Origin of the sequence: Amycolatopsis sp. NPDC024027 (genome assembly GCF_040638975.1) — a bacterium.
In the GTDB taxonomy this organism is placed as follows: Bacteria; Actinomycetota; Actinomycetes; order Mycobacteriales; family Pseudonocardiaceae; genus Amycolatopsis.
Map to the genome: position 1 here is coordinate 101,737 of NZ_JBEZYY010000014.1, position 18,795 is coordinate 120,531.

At 71.2% G+C, this 18,795-nt stretch carries 18 protein-coding genes; 10 read left to right on the top strand and 8 right to left on the bottom strand.

Annotation, left to right across the window (positions count from 1 at the left end; translation table 11 throughout):
• Positions 1 to 12 precede the first annotated feature (12 nt).
• A complete protein-coding gene (locus AB0F52_RS30535) occupies positions 13 to 837 on the top strand; it encodes a helix-turn-helix transcriptional regulator (protein ID WP_360178519.1) in 825 nt (274 codons plus the stop codon).
• On the opposite strand, the gene AB0F52_RS30540 is transcribed toward AB0F52_RS30535, so the two are convergent.
• Positions 809 to 2,299, bottom strand: coding sequence for a CoA-acylating methylmalonate-semialdehyde dehydrogenase (locus AB0F52_RS30540; RefSeq protein ID WP_360178522.1), 1,491 nt, complete (start codon positions 2,297 to 2,299; stop codon positions 809 to 811). The genes AB0F52_RS30535 and AB0F52_RS30540 overlap by 29 nt on opposite strands.
• A 136-nt stretch (positions 2,300 to 2,435) precedes the next feature.
• Here AB0F52_RS30540 and AB0F52_RS30545 point away from each other — a divergent pair, with 136 nt between their 5' ends.
• The 4 genes from AB0F52_RS30545 (at position 2,436) to AB0F52_RS30560 (ending at position 5,589) form a co-directional block, all read left to right on the top strand.
• Complete coding sequence (locus AB0F52_RS30545) at positions 2,436 to 4,073, top strand: PucR family transcriptional regulator ligand-binding domain-containing protein (RefSeq protein ID WP_360178525.1); 1,638 nt, start codon at positions 2,436 to 2,438, stop codon at positions 4,071 to 4,073.
• A 28-nt stretch (positions 4,074 to 4,101) separates the two neighbouring features.
• Positions 4,102 to 4,464 carry an SSI family serine proteinase inhibitor gene (locus tag AB0F52_RS30550; protein WP_360178528.1) on the top strand — a complete coding sequence of 121 codons (363 nt, stop codon included), beginning with the start codon at positions 4,102 to 4,104 and terminating at the stop codon, positions 4,462 to 4,464.
• A gap of 68 nt (positions 4,465 to 4,532) precedes the next feature.
• Complete coding sequence (locus tag AB0F52_RS30555) at positions 4,533 to 5,366, top strand: helix-turn-helix transcriptional regulator (protein ID WP_360178531.1); 834 nt, start codon at positions 4,533 to 4,535, stop codon at positions 5,364 to 5,366.
• Between the two features lies 1 nt (position 5,367).
• A complete protein-coding gene (locus AB0F52_RS30560) occupies positions 5,368 to 5,589 on the top strand; it encodes a DUF397 domain-containing protein (protein ID WP_360178534.1) in 222 nt (73 codons plus the stop codon).
• A gap of 31 nt (positions 5,590 to 5,620) precedes the next feature.
• Here AB0F52_RS30560 and AB0F52_RS30565 read toward each other — a convergent pair whose 3' ends face one another.
• The 3 genes from AB0F52_RS30565 to AB0F52_RS30575 form a co-directional block, all read right to left on the bottom strand.
• Positions 5,621 to 7,093, bottom strand: coding sequence for a DUF4173 domain-containing protein (locus AB0F52_RS30565; RefSeq protein ID WP_360178537.1), 1,473 nt, complete (start codon positions 7,091 to 7,093; stop codon positions 5,621 to 5,623).
• A gap of 536 nt (positions 7,094 to 7,629) precedes the next feature.
• Positions 7,630 to 8,622 carry an ATP-binding protein gene (locus AB0F52_RS30570; protein ID WP_103340832.1) on the bottom strand — a complete coding sequence of 331 codons (993 nt, stop codon included), beginning with the start codon at positions 8,620 to 8,622 and terminating at the stop codon, positions 7,630 to 7,632.
• Positions 8,619 to 9,311, bottom strand: a complete 693-nt coding sequence (locus AB0F52_RS30575) for a response regulator transcription factor (protein ID WP_360178540.1) — start codon at positions 9,309 to 9,311, stop codon at positions 8,619 to 8,621. Before AB0F52_RS30575 ends, AB0F52_RS30570 begins: the two co-directional genes overlap by 4 nt.
• 219 nt (positions 9,312 to 9,530) lie before the next feature.
• Between AB0F52_RS30575 and AB0F52_RS30580 the strand changes: the two genes are divergently transcribed.
• The 5 genes from AB0F52_RS30580 (at position 9,531) to AB0F52_RS30600 (ending at position 15,786) form a co-directional block, all read left to right on the top strand.
• Positions 9,531 to 11,084 (top strand): NCS1 family nucleobase:cation symporter-1, encoded by a 1,554-nt coding sequence (locus AB0F52_RS30580; protein ID WP_360178543.1) that lies wholly within the window; start codon positions 9,531 to 9,533, stop codon positions 11,082 to 11,084.
• A gap of 10 nt (positions 11,085 to 11,094) precedes the next feature.
• A complete protein-coding gene (locus AB0F52_RS30585; RefSeq protein ID WP_360178947.1) occupies positions 11,095 to 11,877 on the top strand; it encodes a nitrilase-related carbon-nitrogen hydrolase in 783 nt (260 codons plus the stop codon).
• Positions 11,877 to 13,259 carry a dihydropyrimidinase gene (gene hydA, locus AB0F52_RS30590; protein ID WP_360178546.1) on the top strand — a complete coding sequence of 461 codons (1,383 nt, stop codon included), beginning with the start codon at positions 11,877 to 11,879 and terminating at the stop codon, positions 13,257 to 13,259. The genes AB0F52_RS30585 and hydA overlap by 1 nt, the downstream gene beginning before the upstream one ends.
• A gap of 10 nt (positions 13,260 to 13,269) precedes the next feature.
• Positions 13,270 to 14,268: a TIGR03842 family LLM class F420-dependent oxidoreductase gene (locus tag AB0F52_RS30595; protein WP_360178548.1), complete on the top strand. Its 999-nt coding sequence runs from the start codon at positions 13,270 to 13,272 to the stop codon at positions 14,266 to 14,268.
• A gap of 72 nt (positions 14,269 to 14,340) precedes the next feature.
• A complete protein-coding gene (locus tag AB0F52_RS30600) occupies positions 14,341 to 15,786 on the top strand; it encodes an alpha/beta fold hydrolase (protein ID WP_360178551.1) in 1,446 nt (481 codons plus the stop codon).
• A gap of 85 nt (positions 15,787 to 15,871) precedes the next feature.
• On the opposite strand, the gene AB0F52_RS30605 is transcribed toward AB0F52_RS30600, so the two are convergent.
• The 4 genes from AB0F52_RS30605 to AB0F52_RS30620 form a co-directional block, all read right to left on the bottom strand.
• A complete protein-coding gene (locus AB0F52_RS30605) occupies positions 15,872 to 17,101 on the bottom strand; it encodes a serine hydrolase domain-containing protein (RefSeq protein WP_360178553.1) in 1,230 nt (409 codons plus the stop codon).
• Positions 17,102 to 17,110: 9 nt separating this feature from the next.
• Positions 17,111 to 17,923, bottom strand: a complete 813-nt coding sequence (locus AB0F52_RS30610) for a siderophore-interacting protein (protein WP_360178556.1) — start codon at positions 17,921 to 17,923, stop codon at positions 17,111 to 17,113.
• A 64-nt stretch (positions 17,924 to 17,987) separates the two neighbouring features.
• On the bottom strand, positions 17,988 to 18,320 hold the full coding sequence (locus tag AB0F52_RS30615) for a hypothetical protein (RefSeq protein WP_360178558.1): 333 nt from the start codon (positions 18,318 to 18,320) through the stop codon (positions 17,988 to 17,990).
• Positions 18,317 to 18,730 (bottom strand): SgcJ/EcaC family oxidoreductase, encoded by a 414-nt coding sequence (locus AB0F52_RS30620; RefSeq protein ID WP_360178561.1) that lies wholly within the window; start codon positions 18,728 to 18,730, stop codon positions 18,317 to 18,319. Before AB0F52_RS30620 ends, AB0F52_RS30615 begins: the two co-directional genes overlap by 4 nt.
• Between the last annotated feature and the right edge of the window lie 65 nt (positions 18,731 to 18,795).

Here is an 18,795-nt window from a genome sequence, read left to right on the forward strand (position 1 = left end):
GTTGTACCGGGCATGATCACCCCGACCGAGGAGCTCGCCGCGTTCCTGCGGACCCGGCGCGAGCGCCTGGACCCGGGCGACCTCGGGCTGCCCGCTCGCCGGCAAGCCCGGCGGACCCCGGGTCTGCGCCGCGAAGAGGTCGCCGAACTGGCCGGCGTCAGCGTCGACTACGTCGTGCGGCTCGAGCAGGGGCGGGGGCTGCGGCCTTCGGCGGACGTGGTGGCCGCCCTGTCCCGGGCGCTGCGCCTGACCCCCGCCGAACGCACTTACCTCTTCGACCTGACCCGGCAGCGCCCGGACGACGCCGTCGAGCCCGCGACCACCGCGGTGCCGTCACTGGCCCGGCTGGTCGCCGACCTCTCGCCGCTGCCGGCCATGCTGATGAACCACCGCTACGACATCCTCGCCTGGAACGGCGAAATGGCGGCGCTGCTCCTGGACTTCGGCACCCTGCCGCCGTCGCGGCGCAACGCGATGTGGCTGTGCCTGCGGCACCCGGAGATCCGCGACTACTACGTCGACCGCGAGCGCGTGGTGCGGGAAGGCATCGCCCACCTGCGCGCCGCGTGGGCCGCCCACCCGGAAGACCCGGCGTTGCTCGGCCTCATCGCCGAATGCACCCGGGACGAGGAGTTCGCGCGGCTGTGGGCCGAGCGGGACGTCAAGGCCACCGGCCGCGGGAGCAAGGTGCTGCGCCATCCCGCGGCCGGCGTCCTCGCGGTGGACTTCGAAGTGCTCCTGCCCCTCCAGGACACCGACCAGCGGGTGATGATCGGCCGGCCCGCGGACGAGGCGAGCCGGGCCGCGCTCAGGAGTTGCGTGGGAAGCCCAGGTTGACCCCGGCGTGCGAGCGGTCCGGCCACCGCGACGTCACGACCTTCGTCCGGGTGAAGAAGTGGAACCCTTCCGGCCCGTACGCGTGGCTGTCGCCGAACAGCGAGTCCTTCCAGCCCCCGAACGAGTAGTAGCCCACCGGCACCGGGATCGGCACGTTGACGCCGACCATGCCCACCTCGACCTCGTTCTGGAACTTCCGCGCGGCCGCGCCGTCGCCGGTGAAGATGGCCGTGCCGTTGCCGTACGGGTTGGCGTTGATCAGCGCCAGCGCGTCGTCGTAGGAGGCCGCGCGCGCCACCGAGAGCACCGGGCCGAAGATCTCGTCGGTGTAGATCGACATCTCCGGGCGGACGTGGTCGAACAGCGTCGGGCCGAGCCAGAAGCCGCTTCCGGAGACCTCGATGCCCCGGCCGTCGACGACCAGTGACGCACCGGCGGACACCCCGGCGTCCACATAGGACTCGACGCGCGCGTGGTGGGCCGCGGTGACCAGCGGGCCCATCTCCGACTCCGGGTCGCGGCCGTCGCCGACGCGCAGCCGGGCCATCCGTTCGGTGATCTTCTCCACGAGGGCGTCGCCGACCGGGTCGACGGCCACGACCACCGACACCGCCATGCACCGTTCCCCCGCCGAGCCGAAGCCGGCCGACACCGCGGCGTCCGCGGCCAGGTCGAGGTCGGCGTCCGGCAGCACCACCATGTGGTTCTTGGCCCCGCCGAGGGCCTGGACGCGCTTGCCGTGCCGGGTGCCGGTTTCGTAGACGTAGCGCGCGATCGGCGTCGACCCGACGAACGAGATCGCCTTGACGTCGGCGTGTTCGAGCAGCCCGTCGACGGCGGTCTTGTCGCCGTGCAGCACGTTGAGCGCGCCCGCGGGCAGCCCGGCCTCGGCGAACAACTCCGCGATGAACACCGCCGCCGACGGGTCCTTCTCGCTCGGCTTGAGCACCACGGTGTTCCCGCAGGCCAGCGCGTTCGGGACGAACCACAGCGGCACCATGGCCGGGAAGTTGAACGGCGAGATCACCCCGACCACGCCCAGCGGCTGGGCGATCGAGTAGACATCGACGCCGGTGGAGGCGTTCTCGCTGAACCCGCCCTTGAGCAGCTGGGCGGCCCCGCAGGCGAACTCGACGTTCTCGATCGCGCGGGCGATCTCCCCGGCCGCGTCGGACTCGACCTTGCCGTGCTCGCTCGTGATGATCTTCGCCAGCTCGTGCTTGCGCGCGGACAGCAGCTCGCGGAAGGCGAACAGCACCCGCGTCCGCCCGGCCAGCGACGTCCCCCGCCAGCCCGGCAGCGCCGCTTTGGCCGCGGCGACCGCGGCTTCGACCTCGGCCTCACCGGCGAAGTCGACGTGCGCCCGGACCTCCCCGGTGGCCGGGTCGAAGACCTCACCGGACCGCGCGGTGGTCCCGCTGAACGGCTTGCCGTCGATCCAGTGGCTGATGCGGTCGGTCACGGCGGGCACTCCTTCACTCCGGCAACGTCCCCCCGAGTCTCCGGGCGAGCGCCACGCCAGGCCATCGGCAACGTGTACGGACTCGCCGTCGCGGCCGTACAGTCTGTCCCTGCCGCTGATCACACGCCGAGGAGCCATGTACCCGACCGTCGCCGAGGTCCTCGCGCTGCCGGTGCTGCGCCAGGGCCGTCCGCACGTCGTCGCCGGCGCCGCCGGGCTGGACGCGCCGGTGCGCTGGGCGCACGTCGCCGAGGTCGCCGACATCGCGCACCTGCTGCGCGGCGGCGAGCTGGTGCTGACCACCGGCGTCGCGCTGCCCGACGACGGCCCGGCACTCGCCCGGTACGTCGCCGACCTGGCAGGGGTCGGCGCCGCCGGGGTCGTGGTCGAGCTGGTCCGGCACTGGAGCGACAAGCTGCCCGCCGCGCTGGTCGGCGCGGCCGAGGAACACGGCCTGCCGCTGGTCACGCTCTCGCGGGAGACGCGGTTCGTGAGCGTCACCGAGGCGGTCAACGGCCAGATCGTCGACGCCCAGGTCGCCGAGCTGCGCGCCGCCGAGCGCGTGCACGAGACGTTCACCGCGCTGACGGTGGCGGGCGCCGAACCCGGCGTCGTCCTGGGCGAGGTCGCCCGGCTCACCGAGCAGCCGGTCGTGCTGGAAACGCTCTCCCACGAGGTCCTCGCCTACGACGCGGCCGGCACCGACCCGGCCGAGCTGCTCACCGCCTGGCCGGCCCGGTCGCGGGTGGTCCAGGTCGGCGAGCGCACCGGCTACCACCCGGGTTCGGGCTGGCTGGTGACCGTGGTCGGCGCGCGGGGGCACGACTGGGGACGGCTGATCCTGGTCTGCGCCGACCAGCCGCCGCACCGCCACCGGGTGGTCGCCGAGCGGGCCGCGTCCGCGCTGGCCGTGCACCGCCTGGTCGCCAAGGAGTCCGACGGTCTCGAACGCCAGGCTCACCGCGCGGTGCTCGCCGAGCTGCTCGCTTCGCCCGCCCCGACGGCGGAGCTGCTGGCCCGGGCCTCGGCGCTGGCCGTGCCGCTGCCCGGACGGCAGCTGGTCGGGCTGGCCGTCCGGCCGCGGCTGACCGGAACGGCGCGTCCGGCGCTGTCCACGCCGCCGGTGCTGCGCGAGCTGGCCGAGGCAACGGTGCTGGCGGCGCGCCGCGCGAAGGTCTCGGCGCTGGTGGCGACGGACGACCTCGGCGTGCGGGCCCTGCTCGCGCTGTCCCCGGAGGCGAACGCCGAGGCCGTGCTGCACCGGCTCGCCACCGACGTCCACGAAGCCCGCGGCAGCGCGCCGGGGGTGCTCGCGGTCGGCACGACGGTGTCGTCCCCCGCCGAAGCCCGCCGGACGTTGCTGGAGGCGGCCCAGGTCGCGGCGGCCGCGCTGGGCACGGGCGCGGACCGGGTGGTGCACCGGTTGTCGGACGTCCGCCTGCGCGGCCTGCTGCACCTGCTTTCCGGCGACGACCGCGTGACGGCCTTCGCGGCACGGGAACTCGGGCCGTTGCTCCAGCGCGACGCCGCGACCGGCAGCCGGCTGGTGCAGGCGCTGCGGCACTACTGCGAGCAGGGCGGCAACAAGTCGGCCGCGGCCGCGGCGGCCCACACCTCCCGGACGGCTTATTACCAGCAGCTCGCCCGGATCGAGCAGGTCTTGGGCGTGCGGCTGGAGGACCCGGAGTCGATGTTGTCGCTGTACGTGGCCTTGCTGGCGGCGGACCTCACCCGGCCGAGCGAAGAAGACTCACCCGGACGTGCAGCACAGTGATCGGCGACGGGCAGCCGATGACACCGATATGGCCCTATTCCCCTTCGCAGCTTGCGTGCTGAGTCTCGGCTGCCTGGCGCCGGCGCAGCCGCCGGCCTCGACCCTGCAGCTGACCACCCACGACACCGCCGGCCGGATCGGCTCGGTGGTGCTGGCGTGCGACCCGGTGGGCGGCACGCACCCCCAGCGCGACAAGGCGTGCGCGGTGCTTTCGGGCGCCGGCGGCGATTTCTCGCGGATCAGCGCGCGGCACCAGGCGTGCACGTTGATCTACGCCCCGGTGGACGTCGCGGCGATCGGTACCTGGCGCGGGAAACCGGTGTCGTTCGACACGACGTACGCGAACCGCTGCGAGGCCGACCGCGACTCGGACGGGGTCTTCGCGTTCTGACGCAGCGCCGCGACAGCTGAACGGCATCACCCGGCCGGGCACGGCCTGTCCCCGGGCAGGCTGTGCCCATGCCACCACCGATCGCCACTCCCCGGGCCCGCGCGCTGGGGTTCGGGATGAAGAGAGCCAGGCAGGCGCGGAATCTGAAGGTCCGGGAACTGGGCCGGTTGATCGACGTGCTGCCCCAGAACATTTCCAACTGGGAGAGCGGCAAGCGGATCCCGAAGCTCGAAGAGGTCGCCACGATCCTCGCCGCACTGCGGGTGGATTCGGGCGAACGCGCCCGGCTCCTCGAGTTGGCCCGCAACGCCAACGAGCCCAACTGGCTCGAGCAGCACGCGCCGCCGACGGCGACGTTCGTCGACTACGAGCGGACCGCCACCGAAATGTTCGAGTGGGCTTCGGGGCTGATTCCCGGACTGCTGCAGACCCCCGCCTACATGCGGGCGGTCTTCGCCGCCGCGGCGCGCCCGAAGCAGAACATCGAGAAGCACGTGATGGTCCGGCTCGCCCGCCGCGATGTCCTGGTCGGCCGGCCGCCGCTGCAGTACCGGGCCGTGCTCAACGAGGCCGTGCTGCGCCAGAACATCGGCGACCAGCAGGTGATGGCCGAGCAGCTCCGCCACCTGCTCGCGGCATCCCGCGCACGCAACGTTTCGGTTCGCGTCCTGCCCGAGCGCAGCGGCTACCACCCCGGGCTTTACGGGCCGTTCGTGATCTTCGACTTCGCGGACCTGCCGCCCATCGTCTATCTGGAGCACTACCGCAGCAACGGGTACGTCTACCATGACGAACACTTGGCCGACTACCGCGCGGCAGTCGCAACCCTGTCCGCCCTGGCGTTGAGCGAGCATGATTCCGAGCAGCTCATCCAGGGGGTGATCACCGAACTGGAGGCCTGAAATGTCAGATGCCACCTGGCGGAAGTCCTCTTACAGCGGCGAAGACCCGGAAGGTAACTGCATCGAAGTTCGGCTCGCCGGGCTGTCGCAGATCCGCGACACGAAAGACCGCGCGGGCGGCACACTCTCCGTCACCACCCGATCGTGGGAAGCCCTCGTGGGGAGCCTGAGCGCGCGGAAGCCGCCGGGCCGCCCCCACGACGACCCGGTGACTTCCGCGTAACTCCTAACCACGCGCTACTCGCCGGTCCGGTTCAGCCGCAGGCGGTGACCGGGCCGAACCTCACATCCCGGGCCGCCGAGCGGCTGAGGTTCCAGGCCGGCCAGCCGTCTGAGGTGCCGTCGGTGTCGTCGCGGAGGACCTGCCGCAGCACGCAGGTGCGCAGTGGTTCCGCCAGGCGGTCCGAGACGACCGGGACCACGTCGGCCGAAAACCGGGCCAGGTAGCGGTCGTCGAGGGTCTTGCCGGCGGCCGCGCGGTCGAGGTTGGCGTCGGCGATCAGGCGTTCCGGGTCGAGGAGGGCGAGGCCGAGCAGCGCCGCCGCGGCCGTGCCGATCGCCGCGCGGGGGAGCCACGCCGGGCGCAGCCGGATCAACGACACCAGCACCAGCACGAACACCGCGCCGAACCAGAGTTCGCAGACCTCGACGAGCAGCCGCAGCACGGTGAAGCCGTAGGCCTGCTGGTAGGTCCACATCCGGCTCAGCGCCGAGCCGACGAGCACCAGGGTGAGCGCGCTGAGCGTGCCGAGCAGGACGCGCTGGCGGAGCCGGTCGGCTTTCGTCGAGTCCGGCGCCCACCGCAGCGCCGCGGCGACGATGGCCAGCGTCAGCACGGTGACGGCGCACAGCTGCCAGAAGCCGCCGCGGGCGTATTCCGCCGCCGTCAGGTTGCCGGTGCGCAGGACGTACTCGGTGCCGCCGAAGAGCACGACCAGCCGAACCCCGACGAAGACGCTGAACACCAGGACGAGGACGACCAGCGGGACCGTCCACTCCAGACCGTATCCGCTCCGGTGTGGACGGTCGCCCGAAGCGCGGGGCGCTGGCGCGGCGAGGAAGTAGCAAGCGCCGGCGACAACCAGCCCCACGACGGCGAACACCGAACACCACCGCACGAGCGTCGCGACGCTGAGATCGGGGACCATGGCGGTGACGACGGCGGCGAAGGCGGCATCGGCGCTGGCCAGCAGCGGCACGAAGACCCCGACGAGCCCGGCGGCGGCCAGTACGGCCAGCGCGATCCGCCGGGCGACCCCGTCACGGCGGGCGGTGAAGCGGCCGGCCCCGCGCCCGACCCACGGAATGGCCCGGAAGGCTTCGATCGGGACGGCGAGCATGTCGTAGAGGACGGAGTGCACGGTCCGCTCCCCGACCACGGCCAGCGACCCGGCCACGACGGCGGCGATGACGCAGAGGACGAACAGCCACCCCGACGCCCGCACGGCCCCCACGGCGAGCAGCCCGAGCGCGAGCGCGGCCCACCCGCCGCTGCGCCAGGTGAAAGCGCCTTCCGCACCTTCACGCGAACGCCGATCGGCCACGACCACAGCGGCGGCAACGGCCAGCCCGGAGAGCAGCCACCCGATCCCGGGCCGGTCGACGGGCAGCAGCAGCGCCCCGGCCACCCCGGCCAGCCCGGCGGCCGGAAGGACAGCGGGCGGCAGCGGAACGACAGCGGACTTCGGCGGCGGCAACGGCCGCAGCAGCACGGACGGAGCGGCCACGGCGACCCCACCGCCCGTGGCTGGAGCACCGGGCGCCCCGAAAGCGGCTCCGCCGGCGGTGGAGTGCCGGCCGGGGTGTTCCCGGACCCCCACCGGGGCCCCACTCACCGTCTCAGCAGGCGAGCCGGCCGGGCGCGCACCACCAGCCGGACCCCCACTCACCGCCTCGGCAACCGAGCCGGCCGGGCGCGCATCCCCCGCCGGACCCCCACTCACCGCCTCGGCAAGCGAACCGGCCGCGCGCACATCCCCCGCCGGACCTCCACCCCGCCCGCGCCCGCCCCTCGCCGCCCCGGCCGAATCCCCACCAACCCCCGGTCCGCCCCCGGCCTCCCCCACTGCCCGCTTTCCTCGCGGCACCCGGTCCCCCGGTTCCCCGGCCCCACCAACGCTGCTCTTCGGCATCTCGCCCACCTTTGTGTTTGCTTTCGCGAATATCGCTGCCCAAGCCCCCGCTCCGCAAGGTCGCGAATGACTCATTCGGGACCTCCGACGTCCCGAATGAGTCATTCGCGGCACCGGAGGCGAGCCGAGAATCAGGCCGGCAGCGTCACCCGGATCCGGCTCCCCGTCCCCGGCGCCGGATCCACCACCCCGATCGTTCCCCCGTGCAGCTCCACCGCCCACCGGGCGATCGCCAACCCGAGCCCGGTGCCCCCGCCCGAGGGCCGCTCGCCGCGGGTGAACCGCTCGAACACCCGCTCCCGGTCCGCCGGCGCGATCCCCGGTCCCTCGTCGCACACGTCGATGCGCACGTCGGCCGGCCGCACCTGGGCGACCACCCGGACCTGGCCACCCGCCGGGCCGTGGCGGGCCGCGTTCTCCAGCAGGTTGGCCACCACCTGGAACAACCGTCCGCGGTCCGCCGTCACCATCGCGCCCTCCGGGGACACCGACACCTCGAACGTCACCCCGCGGCCGGCGAACGCCGCCTCCCCCACCACTTCCGACAGCAGCGACCACAACGAAAACGACGTCTTGTGCAGCGGGATCGCCCCCGCGTCCAGCCGCGACAGGTCCAGCAGCTCGTCCACCAGCGTCGCCAGCCGCTCGGTCTGCCGCAGCGCCGTCTTCAGCGTCCCCGGGTCGGGCTCCTCGACGCCGTCGACGAGGTTCTCGAGCACCCCGCTCAACGCCGTGATCGGTGTCCGCAGCTCGTGGGACACGTTCGCGATCAGCTCCCGGCGCCGCCGGTCCGCGTCGCCCAGGTCGCCCGCCATCTGGTTGAACGCCTGCGCCAGCTCGCCCACCTCGTCACGCGTGGTGGCCCGGATCCGCCGGGTGTAGTCGCCCTTGGCCATCGCCCGCGCGGCCGCCGTCATCTCGCGCAGCGGGCGCGTCATGCCGTGCGCCAGCACCTGCGACAACACCAGCGCGAGCACCATCGCGGTGATCGTCGTCTTCGGCGGCAGCCAGCCGATCTGCCAGTTGAAGAACGCGAACGCCACCCCACCGGAGGCGACCATCAGGATCGCCAGCTTCAGCTTGATCGACCGGATCCGGTCCAGCGGCCTCGGCACGAGGTTCACGAGCCCGCCTCCAGCGCATAGCCGACGCCGTGCACGGTCCGGATCAGGTCGGCGCCGAGCTTCCGCCGCAACGCCTTGATGTGGCTGTCCACCGCCCGGGTGCCCGCGGACGTGCCGTGGACGTCCCAGTCCCACACCTCCGACAGGAGCCGTTCGCGCGGCTGCACCACCCGCGGCCGCCGCGCGAAGTGCACCAGCAGGTCGAACTCGATCGGCGTCAGCTGCGCCGCGACCCCGGCCCGGGCGACGCGCCGCTGGTCGACGTCGATCTCGAGGTCGCCGAGCACGATCCGGGTGCCTGCCACCGAAGCCGAGCGCTCGACCCGCCGCAGCAGCGCGTGCACCCGCGCGGTCAGCACCCGCATCGAAAACGGCTTCGTGAGGTAGTCGTCGGCGCCGACCCCCAGCCCGACCAGCAGGTCGGTCTCGTCGGCCCGCGCGGTCAGCATCAGCACCGGCACCGGGCGGCGGCCCTGGATCCGGCGGCAGACCTCCAGGCCGTCGAACCCCGGCAGCATCACGTCGAGCACCACCAGGTCCGGCTCCGAAGCCGCGTCCGCCTCGACGGCGGCCGGTCCGTCGTGGACGACCTCCACCCCGAACCCTTCGGCCCGCAGCCGGGCCGCGATCGACGCGGCGATCGTGACGTCGTCCTCGACGACGAGCACCCGCCGCCCACCCAGTTCCATGACCACGACCCTAAGCACCTCCGGTGGAGACGGTTCGCGTGAAGTGTGAAGATCCTGTGGAGACGTTTCACCCGCTTTTCCGGTTGATGACGGCCGGATGTGTGACGCGGGTCATGCACTCCGGCCCCCTCCGCGCAATCGACAGACTGCACTCCTGATCAGCGAAGAGTGAACAGACTGCCGTTGCCCCGGCGATGACCAGGCGCGCAGGATTCCGCAATGGCGCCGACACCCGCAGACCAGCGCGTGCACGACGACGGCCGGGTCGAGCTCGACCCCGCCGACGTCCGGTCTCTCGAAGGCAGCCGGTTCTTCAACGAGGAACTGGCCCCCGTCCCGGTCGAAAAACGGACCTGGACCACCTACAACTACTTCGCGCTCTGGATGGGGATGGCCCACAACATCCCCAGTTACGCCCTGGCCGCGTCGCTCATCGCGCTCGGCATGAACTGGGTGCAGGCGCTGCTCACGATCACGATCGGCAACCTGGTCGTGCTCGCCCCGATGCTGCTCAACAGCCACGCGGGCACCAAGTACGGCATCCCGTTCCCGGTGTTCGCCCGCGCGTTCTACGGCCTGCGCGGCGCCAACCTGGCCGCGCTGCTGCGCGCGTTCATCGCGTGCGGCTGGTTCGGCATCCAGACGTGGGTCGGCGGCGAGGCCATCTACGTCATCCTCGGCCGCCTGCTCGGCTCGTGGTGGCGCGACTCCGCCGTCGTCGGCGGGCAGCACTGGACGCTCTGGCTGTCCTTCGTGGTGTTCTGGATCGGCCAGATGCTCATCATCTGGCGCGGCATGGACGCGGTCCGCCGGTTCGAGAACTGGACGGCGCCGCTGGTGTCCGTCGGGTTCCTGATCATGCTCGGGTACGTGCTGGTCAAGGCGGGCGGGCTCGGGCCGATCCTGTCGGCGCCCGGCGAACTGGGCTGGGGCCCGGGCTTCTGGAAGGTGTTCGCGCCGTCGCTGATGGCGATGATCGCGTTCTGGTCGACGCTGTCGCTGAACATGCCGGACTTCACCCGGTTCGGCGGCAGCCAGCGCAAGCAGGTCCGCGGCCAGGTCCTCGGCCTGCCGACGACGATGACGTTCATCGCCATCGTGGCCATCCTCACGACGTCGGGCGGGCACGTGCTCTACGGCGAGGACATCTGGGACCCGGCGAAGCTGGCGGACAAGTTCACCAGTCCGGCCGTGGTCGTCGTCGCGCTGGTCGCGCTGGTGCTCGCCACCATTTCGGCCAACCTCGCGGCCAACGTCGTCAGCCCGTCCTACGACTTCTCGAACGCGTTCCCGAAGAAGATCACGTTCGCGGTCGGCGGTGGGATCACCGGCGTCGTCGGCATCCTGATCCAGCCGTGGCGGCTGTACTCCGACCCGAACATCTACATCTTCGCCTGGCTCGGCTTCTACGGCGGGCTGCTCGGCGCGGTCGCCGGCGTGCTCGTCGCCGGGTACTGGGTCGTCAACCGCACGAAGCTGCGGCTGAAGGACCTCTACACACCCGATGGGGTGTATTGGTTCAGCGGCGGCTGGAACTGGCGCGCGCTGGTCGCCACGCTGGTGGGAGCACTGCTCGCCGTCGGTGGCGCCTACGGCGGGCCGTTCCCCGACGCCGGGCTCATCCCGTTCCTCAAGCCGCTTTACGACTACAACTGGGTGATCGGCCTGGTCGGCGCCTTCGTCGTCTTCGCCGCCCTCTCCATTCCGTCAACCAAGGAGGAAGCAAGTGAGCGTCGTCCGAGCCGGATTGATCCAGCAGCGGTGGACGGGTGACAAGGAGTCCATGATCAAGGCGGCGGTCGACCACATCGCCACCGCCGCCTCGCAGGGCGCCCAGGTCGTCTGCCTCCAGGAACTGTTCTACGGGCCGTACTTCTGCCAGGTGCAGGACGCGGACTACTACTCCTACACCGAGGCCATCCCCGACGGCCCGACGACCCGGCTCATGCAGGAGGTGGCCGAGCGGCACGGCATCGTGCTGATCGTGCCGATGTACGAGGTCGAGCAGCCCGGTGTGTACTACAACACCGCCGCGGTGATCGACGCCGACGGCACCTACCTCGGCAAGTACCGCAAGAACCACATCCCGCAGGTCAAGGGGTTCTGGGAGAAGTTCTACTTCCGCCCCGGCAACCTCGGCTACCCGGTGTTCGACACGGCCGTGGGCCGCATCGGCGTCTACATCTGCTACGAGCGGCACTTCCCGGAGGGCTGGCGCGCGCTCGGCCTGGCCGGGGCGAAGATCGTGTTCAACCCGTCGGCGACCAGCCGCAGCCTGTCGCAGTACCTGTGGAAGCTGGAGCAGCCGGCGGCCGCGGTGGCGAACGAGTACTTCGTCGGCGCGATCAACCGGGTCGGCGTGGAACCGCTGGGCGACAACGACTTCTACGGCCAGACGTACTTCGTCGACCCGCGCGGCCAGCTGGTCGGCGACGCGGCGTCCGACACCGACGACGAGGTCGTGGTGCGCGACCTCGACCTGGGCCTGCTCGACGAGGTCCGCAACCAGTGGGCGTTCTACCGCGACCGCCGGCCGGACACCTACGGCCCCCTCGCGGAGGCCTGATGACCACGCTGATCCAGGGCGGTCAGGTCGTGTCGCCGTCGGGCGCGCTCCTGGCGGACGTCCTCGTCGACGGCGAAACCATCGCCGCCGTCGGGGCGCCCGGGACGCTGACCGGCGACGAGACGATCGACGCCACCGGGAAGTACGTGCTGCCCGGCGGCATCGACGCCCACACCCACATGGAGATGCCGTTCGGCGGCACGCACTCCGTCGACACCTTCTCCACCGGCACCACGGCCGCGGCGTGGGGCGGCACGACCACGATCATCGACTTCGCCGTGCAGGCCAAGGGCACGTCGCTGCTGTCCACACTGGACAAGTGGCACGCCAAGGCGGACGGCAACTGCGCGATCGACTACGGCTTCCACATGATCGTCAGCGACGTCAACGACCAGTCGCTGAAGGAGATGGAAGCCTGCATCGACGGCGGGGTCGGCAGCTTCAAGATGTTCATGGCGTACCCGGGGGTGTTCTACTCCACGGACGGGGAAATCCTGCTGGCGATGCAGAAAGCGCGCGAAATCGGCGCTACGATCATGATGCACGCCGAAAACGGCATCGCGATCGATCAGCTGGCCGCGCAGGCTTTCGAAGCGGGCAACATCGATCCCGTGCAGCACGGCCTGACCCGGCCGCCCGAGTTGGAAGGAGAGGCGACATCACGAGCGATCCAGCTGGCCAAGGTGACCGGTTCGCCGCTCTACATCGTGCACCTGTCGGCGTCGCAAGCGCTTGCGGCGGTGGCGGAAGCGCGTAACGAGGGGCAGAACGTCTTCGCGGAGACGTGCCCGCAGTACCTGTACCTGTCCATTGAGGACTTGGCGAAGCCGGACTTCGAGGGCGCGAAGTACGTCGCTTCGCCGCCGCTGCGGGAGAAGTCGCACCAGGCCGACCTGTGGCGCGGGCTGCGGACGAACGACCTGTCCGTGGTGTCCACCGACCACTGCCCCTTCTGCTTCAAGGACCAGAAGGAGCTGGGTCGCGGCGATTTCCGGGCGATCCCGAACGGGATGCCGGGCGTCGAACACCGGATGGACCTGCTGCACCAGGGCGTCGTGGCCGGTCAGCTGACGCTCGGCCGGTGGGTCGAGACGTGCTCGGCCACCCCGGCGCGGATGTTCGGGCTGTACCCGCGCAAGGGCGTCATCGCGGCGGGTTCGGACGCGGACATCGTGATCTACGACCCTTCGGCCAAGCAGACGCTGTCGGCTGAGACGCACCACATGAACGTGGACTACTCGGCGTACGAAGGGTTCGAGATCACCGGCCGGGTGCACACGGTGCTTTCGCGTGGGCGCGTTGTCGTGTCGCCTGAGGGTTTCTCGGGCTCGACGTCACACGGCAAGTTCCTGTCCCGCTCGCTGAACCAGTACCTGAACTAGGGGGCGGGCCATGGACTTCGGGATCGTGCTGCAGACCGACCCGCCCGCGCGGGACGTCGTACGGCTGATGAAGGAAGCCGAGGACGCCGGGTTCCGGTACGGCTGGACGTTCGACTCCTGCGTGCTGTGGCAGGAACCGTTCGTGATCTACTCGGCGATCCTGGCGGCGACGTCGTCGCTAGTCGTGGGGCCGATGGTGACCAGCCCGGGCACGCGGGACTGGTCGGTGATGGCGTCGACGTTCGCCACGCTCAACGACATGTACGGCAACCGGACAGTCTGCGGCATCGGCCGCGGCGACTCCGCCCACCGGGTGGTCGGCAAGCCGCCGTCCACCTTGGCCACCGTCCGCGACTGCATGCGCGTGGTCAAGGACCTGGCCGAGGGCCGTTCGGTGACCATGAACGAGAAGACCGTGCAGATCCCGTGGATCTCGAACGGGCAGCTCGAGATGTGGATGGCCGGCTACGGGCCCAAGGCGCTGCAGACGGTCGGCGAGCACGCCGACGGCTTCATCCTCCAGTGCGCGGACCCGGCGATCGTCCGCTGGACGATCGGCGCGGTCCGCGACGCGGCCCGGGCGGCCGGGCGAGACCCGGCCGGTATCACGATCTGCGTCGCGGCCCCGGCGTACGTCGGCGACGATCTGCCGCACCAGCGCGAACAGCTGCGCTGGTTCGGCGGGATGGTCGGCAACCACGTCGCGGACCTGGTGGCGCGGTACGGCTCGTCGGGGGCGGTACCGCGGGAGCTGACGGACTACATCCGCGAGCGGGAAGGGTACGACTACAGCCACCACGGCAAGGCGGGCAACCCGTCGACGGAGTTCGTCCCGGACGAGATCGTCGACCGGTTCTGCCTGCTGGGGCCGCCGGCCGCCCATGTCGAGCGGCTGCAGGAACTCGCGGAACTGGGCGTGGACCAGTTCTCGCTGTACCTGATGCACGACGACCGCGAGGCGACGCTGGCGGCCTACGGGTCGCAGATCATCCCGAAGCTCACCGCGTAGGGGCCGCCCTACTCCGGTTCCGGGGGTGCGCACCAGCGCGCCCCCGGTCCCGGTGCCGGGACGATCGGGACCATGAATTCTCCGAAACTCCGTGCTGCGCTGGCTCTGGGGGCCGCCGCGAGTGTGGTCGCGTTGAGCGCGCCCGCGGCCGCGGCGAGCCCCGCCGGAATAGTCTGGGAAGCCTCCTGCACGGCCGGCTACGGATGCGGCCACCTCGACGTCCCATTGTCCTATCAGGACCCGTCCGCCGGTTCCGCGTCGATCGCCGTAGGCCGGCTGCCCGCCACCGACCAGGCTCACAAGCTGGGCACAATCTTCTACAACCCGGGCGGCCCGGGTTCGTCCGGGCGGTTCGCGCCCGCGTTGACACCGTTCCTGCACGAGCGCTACGACATCGTCGGGTTCGACCCGCGCGGCGTCGGCGCGAGTTCGAAGATCCACTGCTTCACCGACCCGTCGCAGCTCGAGGTGCTGCAACGGGCATTGGGCACCTTCCCGCTGACGCACGCGGCCGAGCAGCAGCAGATCGCGGACACCCGCACGATCACCGACCTCTGCGAACAGAACGCGGGCCCGCTGGCCAATCACCTGTCGACCGGCACGATCGCCCGCGACCTCGACCGGCTGCGGGCGGCGTTCGGCGAGCCGAAGCTGCGGTACTACGGCAAGTCGTACGGCACGTACCTCGGCGAGACCTACGCGAACCTGTTCCCCGGCCGGGTGGGATCCTTGGCACTCGACGCGGTCGACGATCCGGTCCGCTGGTCGACCGGCCCAGCCCCGATGAGCTACCGCCTGCAGGGCTTCTCGGACGCCCCGAAGGCTCTTTCGTCCTTTTTGGACGCCTGCGCGGCTCGGTGCGCGTTCGACTATTCCGCGATCCTCGACCGCTTGACGGCGGGCCCGATCACGGTGACGGACACGGCGGGCAAGCAGGTCACCGTCACGTACCAGAGCGCGATCGCCCGGATCCACAACTACTTGACCGACGCACAAGCCGCCCCGCAACTAGCGGCCTTCCTGACGGCGCTGGCCAACCCGGCGTCCCCCGCTCCGGCTTCGGCGGACGGACCACCGGACATCGACTCCCTCCTCGGCGGCGGCGCAACGCTGTGTTCGAACGCGGAGAACCCGCACGATCCGGCCGTGTGGTGGAACTACGCTCGCCGCGCCGACCAGATCGGCCGCGGGTTCGGCCCGTACGACGTCTACAAGACGCTGCCGTGCGCGACCTGGGACGTCTCGGACACGGGCCGCTACGCGGGACCGTGGAACCACCCGACGGCGCCGATCCTCTTGCTGGCCAACCGCCAGGGCGACCTGGAGACGCCATACGCGGGGGCGCAGCGGACAGAGCGTCTGCTGGCCAACGCACGCTTGCTGAGCCTGGACGCGTACGGCCACGGTTCCCGAGGCAAGAGCGCCTGCATAGACGCGGCACTCGACCGCTACTTCGGCACGGGAGCGGTACCCGCCCCGGGCACGGTCTGCGCGCCGGACCGCGGCCCTTTCGGCTGAGGCGAGGACCTTCGCCCAGGACGGCAGGGTGCCCACCAGGTGCCGGACGACCGGCGTGATCCGGCGATGCAGCGGATCAGCTGGTTCAGTCCACCAGCGCCTGATAGACCAGCTGCCGCAGCTGGGGTCGCAAGCGGTAGGTGCTCGACGGCAGCAGCTGCGTGTAGAACCCCACCGTCAAATCCTTGTCCGGATCCACCCAGAACGCCGTCGAAGCCGCGCCGCCCCAAGCGAACTCTCCCACCGAGGACAGCGTGCGGGCCTTGACCGGGTCCTGCAGTACCGAGAAGCCCAACCCGAACCCGTGACCGTCGAACGGCATCTCCGCGAACAGCGGGCGGCCGAACTCCTCCAGGTCCACGCGGCCCGGCAGGTGGTTGCTCGCCATCAGGGACACCGTTCGCGGGGACAGCAACCTGACGCCGTCCAGGTCGCCTCCGCGCCGGAGCATCTCCGTGAAACGCCAGTAGTCCGGCGCCGAGGAGACCAGGCCGCCGCCGCCGGAAAGGCAGTCCGGGCGGGCCGTGCCCATTCGGCCGAATGCGTCGTTGCGGGTGGCTCGACCCGATGCCGGGTCGCGCACGTACATCGCCGCCAAGCGGGATGGGGACGAGGCCACGAAACCCGTGTCCGTCATGCCCAGCGGTGCGAAGATCCGTGACTCGAAGAACTCGTCCAGCGGAAGTCCGGACACCACCTCGACGAGCCGGCCGAGCACGTCCGTCGCGATCGAATAGTTCCACTCCGTGCCCGGCTGGAAGACCAACGGCAGCGCCGCCCATCGCGAAGAACACGCCGCCAGGTCGAGGCCCGGCGGCGTGCCCCACTCGAAGCCCGCCGCGCGGTAGATCGCGTCCACCGGGTGACCGTGGTGGAAGCCGTACGTCAGGCCCGCCGTGTGGGTCAGCAGGTGCCAGACGCGGATCGGCGAAGTGGCGGGCTCGGTCAACGGCGCCAGCGCCGAGCCCTTGACGTACACCCGCGGCGACGCGAACTCCGGCAACCACCGCGAGATCGGGTCGTCCAGCTCCAGCAGGCCCTCTTCGGCGAGCATCATCGCCGCGACCGAGGTGACCGGCTTGGTCATCGAGAAGAGCCGCCACAGCGTGTCCGTCTCCACCGGCAGCGACGCTTCGACGTCCCGGCGCCCGCCACGGCCCAGGTGGACGATGCGGCCGCGCCTGCTCACCACCGCGAGCCAGCCCGGCAACCGGCCATCCTCGACGTACCGGTCGAAATGCGCGTCGATCCGGGAAAGCCGTGCCGCGTCGAAGCCGGCCTCGGCCGGGTCGACGTCCACCTCGAAGTCCGCCATGCGGCGAGGTTACTTCTCCCGCGCCCGCTCGGCCGCCTTCTCCTCGCGCCACGCTTCGTCGTTCTTCCCGTAGCGCCAGTAGCCCGAGATGGACAGCAGTTCGCGCCGCACCCCGCGCTCGTCGAGCAGGTGCCGACGCAGCTCGCGCACGAACCCCGCCTCGCCGTGGACGAACGCCTGGACGACGCCCTCGCGCCACGGCAGCTCGCGCACCGCGGCCGCGACATCGCCGCCCGACGTCCGGTGCAGCCAGGTGACCTGCGCGTCCGCCTTCGTCACCAGCGGCTGCTCTTCGTCCGCGTTCTCGACGAGGATCACCGCGTGCGCCGGGACGCCGGCGGGCAACGCTTCGAGCGACGCCGCGATGGCCGGCAACGCGCTTTCGTCCCCGGCCAGCAGGTGCCAATCCGCCTCGGCGCCGGGCGCGTATGCGCCGCCCGGGCCCAGCACCAGCAGCTCGTCGCCCGGCTGGGCCGAGGCCGCCCACGGGCCCGCGATGCCCTCGTCGCCGTGGTGGACGAAGTCGAGGACGAGCTCACCGGCCTGCGGGTCGAACCCGCGGACGGTGTAGGAGCGCTGCCGCGGCCAGTGCTCGCGCGGCATCGTCGCCCGGCACTCCTGGACGTCGAACGGCTCCGGGTACTCGACGCCGGGCACCTTGAACAGCACCTTCACGTAGGCGTCGGTGAACTCGTTCGGCGTGAAGTCCGCGATCCCCTCACCGCCGGCGACGATCCGGATCATGTGCGGGGTCAGCCGCTCGGTCCGCAGCACCCGCAGTCGCGCCGCGGGACGCCCGGACCGCCGGGGTGCTTCAGCCATCGGCCACTCCAACCATCGGGTAAGGCATACCTAACTCAGCCTACGCGCCGGAAGCGGCCTGCGGCTACTCAGGTGTACCCAGCTCGTCGAGCAACCTCACGAACCCGGCGGCGACCGCCTTCCGGAACCCGACGAAGAACCGGTTCGCCAACGGCACGCCCCACCGCCCCCGTGAAGCCGCGTTGACCACCCGGTGCTCGACGAGCGCCCCCGCCGGATCGGCCGTGACGCGGTACTCCCCGCGATACCACCAGCCGCCCTGCACCGCGACGAATCCCCTTTCCCGGTCGACCTCCATCCGCATCGGATGGCCGCCACGCAGCTTCCGCCACAGCCGTTCGAACACCTCCGCCGGCGGCCGGGCGACCACCCCGGACGCCTCCGCAAGCGTTTTCACCCGCGCGGATCCGAAACCCGCGTGTTCTGGAACGCGGTGATCAGCCATTCGCCCCCTTCCCGGACGAGCACGAAGGAAACGGTCGACTCGCGCCCTTCGTCGGCGACATCCGCTCCGCTCAGCGACGAGCCACCGCCGACGACGGCCACGGCGACGTCCGGCCGGACGAACCGCACCTTCGCCGCTCCGCCCAGCGACCCGGTGAGCTTCGACCCCCGCAAAGGCCCCTCGAACAAGGCCCGGTGCGAACTCTCGATCGCCTCCCGCCCCGGGAAGTTCGCCCCGAAGAACGTCACGTAATCCGCGTCTTCGGTGAAGAGCCGCCCGTACGCGGCGGCATCCCCGGAGTTCCACGCGTCGGCGAGCCGGCCCAGCACCCCACGGACATCGGCTTCGGCGGTAACAGTCATCAGATCCCCTCGAACGCTGTTCGTCTTACAAACACCGTTCTACTCTCGAACGCTGTTCGCGTCAA

What these genes read in the sequence shown, in the direction of transcription:
- AB0F52_RS30610 (WP_360178556.1), bottom strand. Translation starts at nt 17,923, where the DNA reads ATGGCTGAAGCACCCCGGCGGTCCGGGCGTCCCGCGGCGCGACTGCGG.
- AB0F52_RS30550 (WP_360178528.1), top strand. Translation starts at nt 4,102, where the DNA reads ATGGCCCTATTCCCCTTCGCAGCTTGCGTGCTGAGTCTCGGCTGCCTG.
- AB0F52_RS30580 (WP_360178543.1), top strand. Translation starts at nt 9,531, where the DNA reads ATGGCGCCGACACCCGCAGACCAGCGCGTGCACGACGACGGCCGGGTC.
- AB0F52_RS30560 (WP_360178534.1), top strand. Translation starts at nt 5,368, where the DNA reads ATGTCAGATGCCACCTGGCGGAAGTCCTCTTACAGCGGCGAAGACCCG.
- AB0F52_RS30595 (WP_360178548.1), top strand. Translation starts at nt 13,270, where the DNA reads ATGGACTTCGGGATCGTGCTGCAGACCGACCCGCCCGCGCGGGACGTC.
- AB0F52_RS30555 (WP_360178531.1), top strand. Translation starts at nt 4,533, where the DNA reads ATGCCACCACCGATCGCCACTCCCCGGGCCCGCGCGCTGGGGTTCGGG.
- AB0F52_RS30620 (WP_360178561.1), bottom strand. Translation starts at nt 18,730, where the DNA reads ATGACTGTTACCGCCGAAGCCGATGTCCGTGGGGTGCTGGGCCGGCTC.
- hydA (WP_360178546.1), top strand. Translation starts at nt 11,877, where the DNA reads ATGACCACGCTGATCCAGGGCGGTCAGGTCGTGTCGCCGTCGGGCGCG.
- AB0F52_RS30600 (WP_360178551.1), top strand. Translation starts at nt 14,341, where the DNA reads ATGAATTCTCCGAAACTCCGTGCTGCGCTGGCTCTGGGGGCCGCCGCG.
- AB0F52_RS30585 (WP_360178947.1), top strand. Translation starts at nt 11,095, where the DNA reads ATGATCAAGGCGGCGGTCGACCACATCGCCACCGCCGCCTCGCAGGGC.
- AB0F52_RS30575 (WP_360178540.1), bottom strand. Translation starts at nt 9,311, where the DNA reads ATGGAACTGGGTGGGCGGCGGGTGCTCGTCGTCGAGGACGACGTCACG.
- AB0F52_RS30535 (WP_360178519.1), top strand. Translation starts at nt 13, where the DNA reads ATGATCACCCCGACCGAGGAGCTCGCCGCGTTCCTGCGGACCCGGCGC.
- AB0F52_RS30545 (WP_360178525.1), top strand. Translation starts at nt 2,436, where the DNA reads ATGTACCCGACCGTCGCCGAGGTCCTCGCGCTGCCGGTGCTGCGCCAG.
- AB0F52_RS30605 (WP_360178553.1), bottom strand. Translation starts at nt 17,101, where the DNA reads ATGGCGGACTTCGAGGTGGACGTCGACCCGGCCGAGGCCGGCTTCGAC.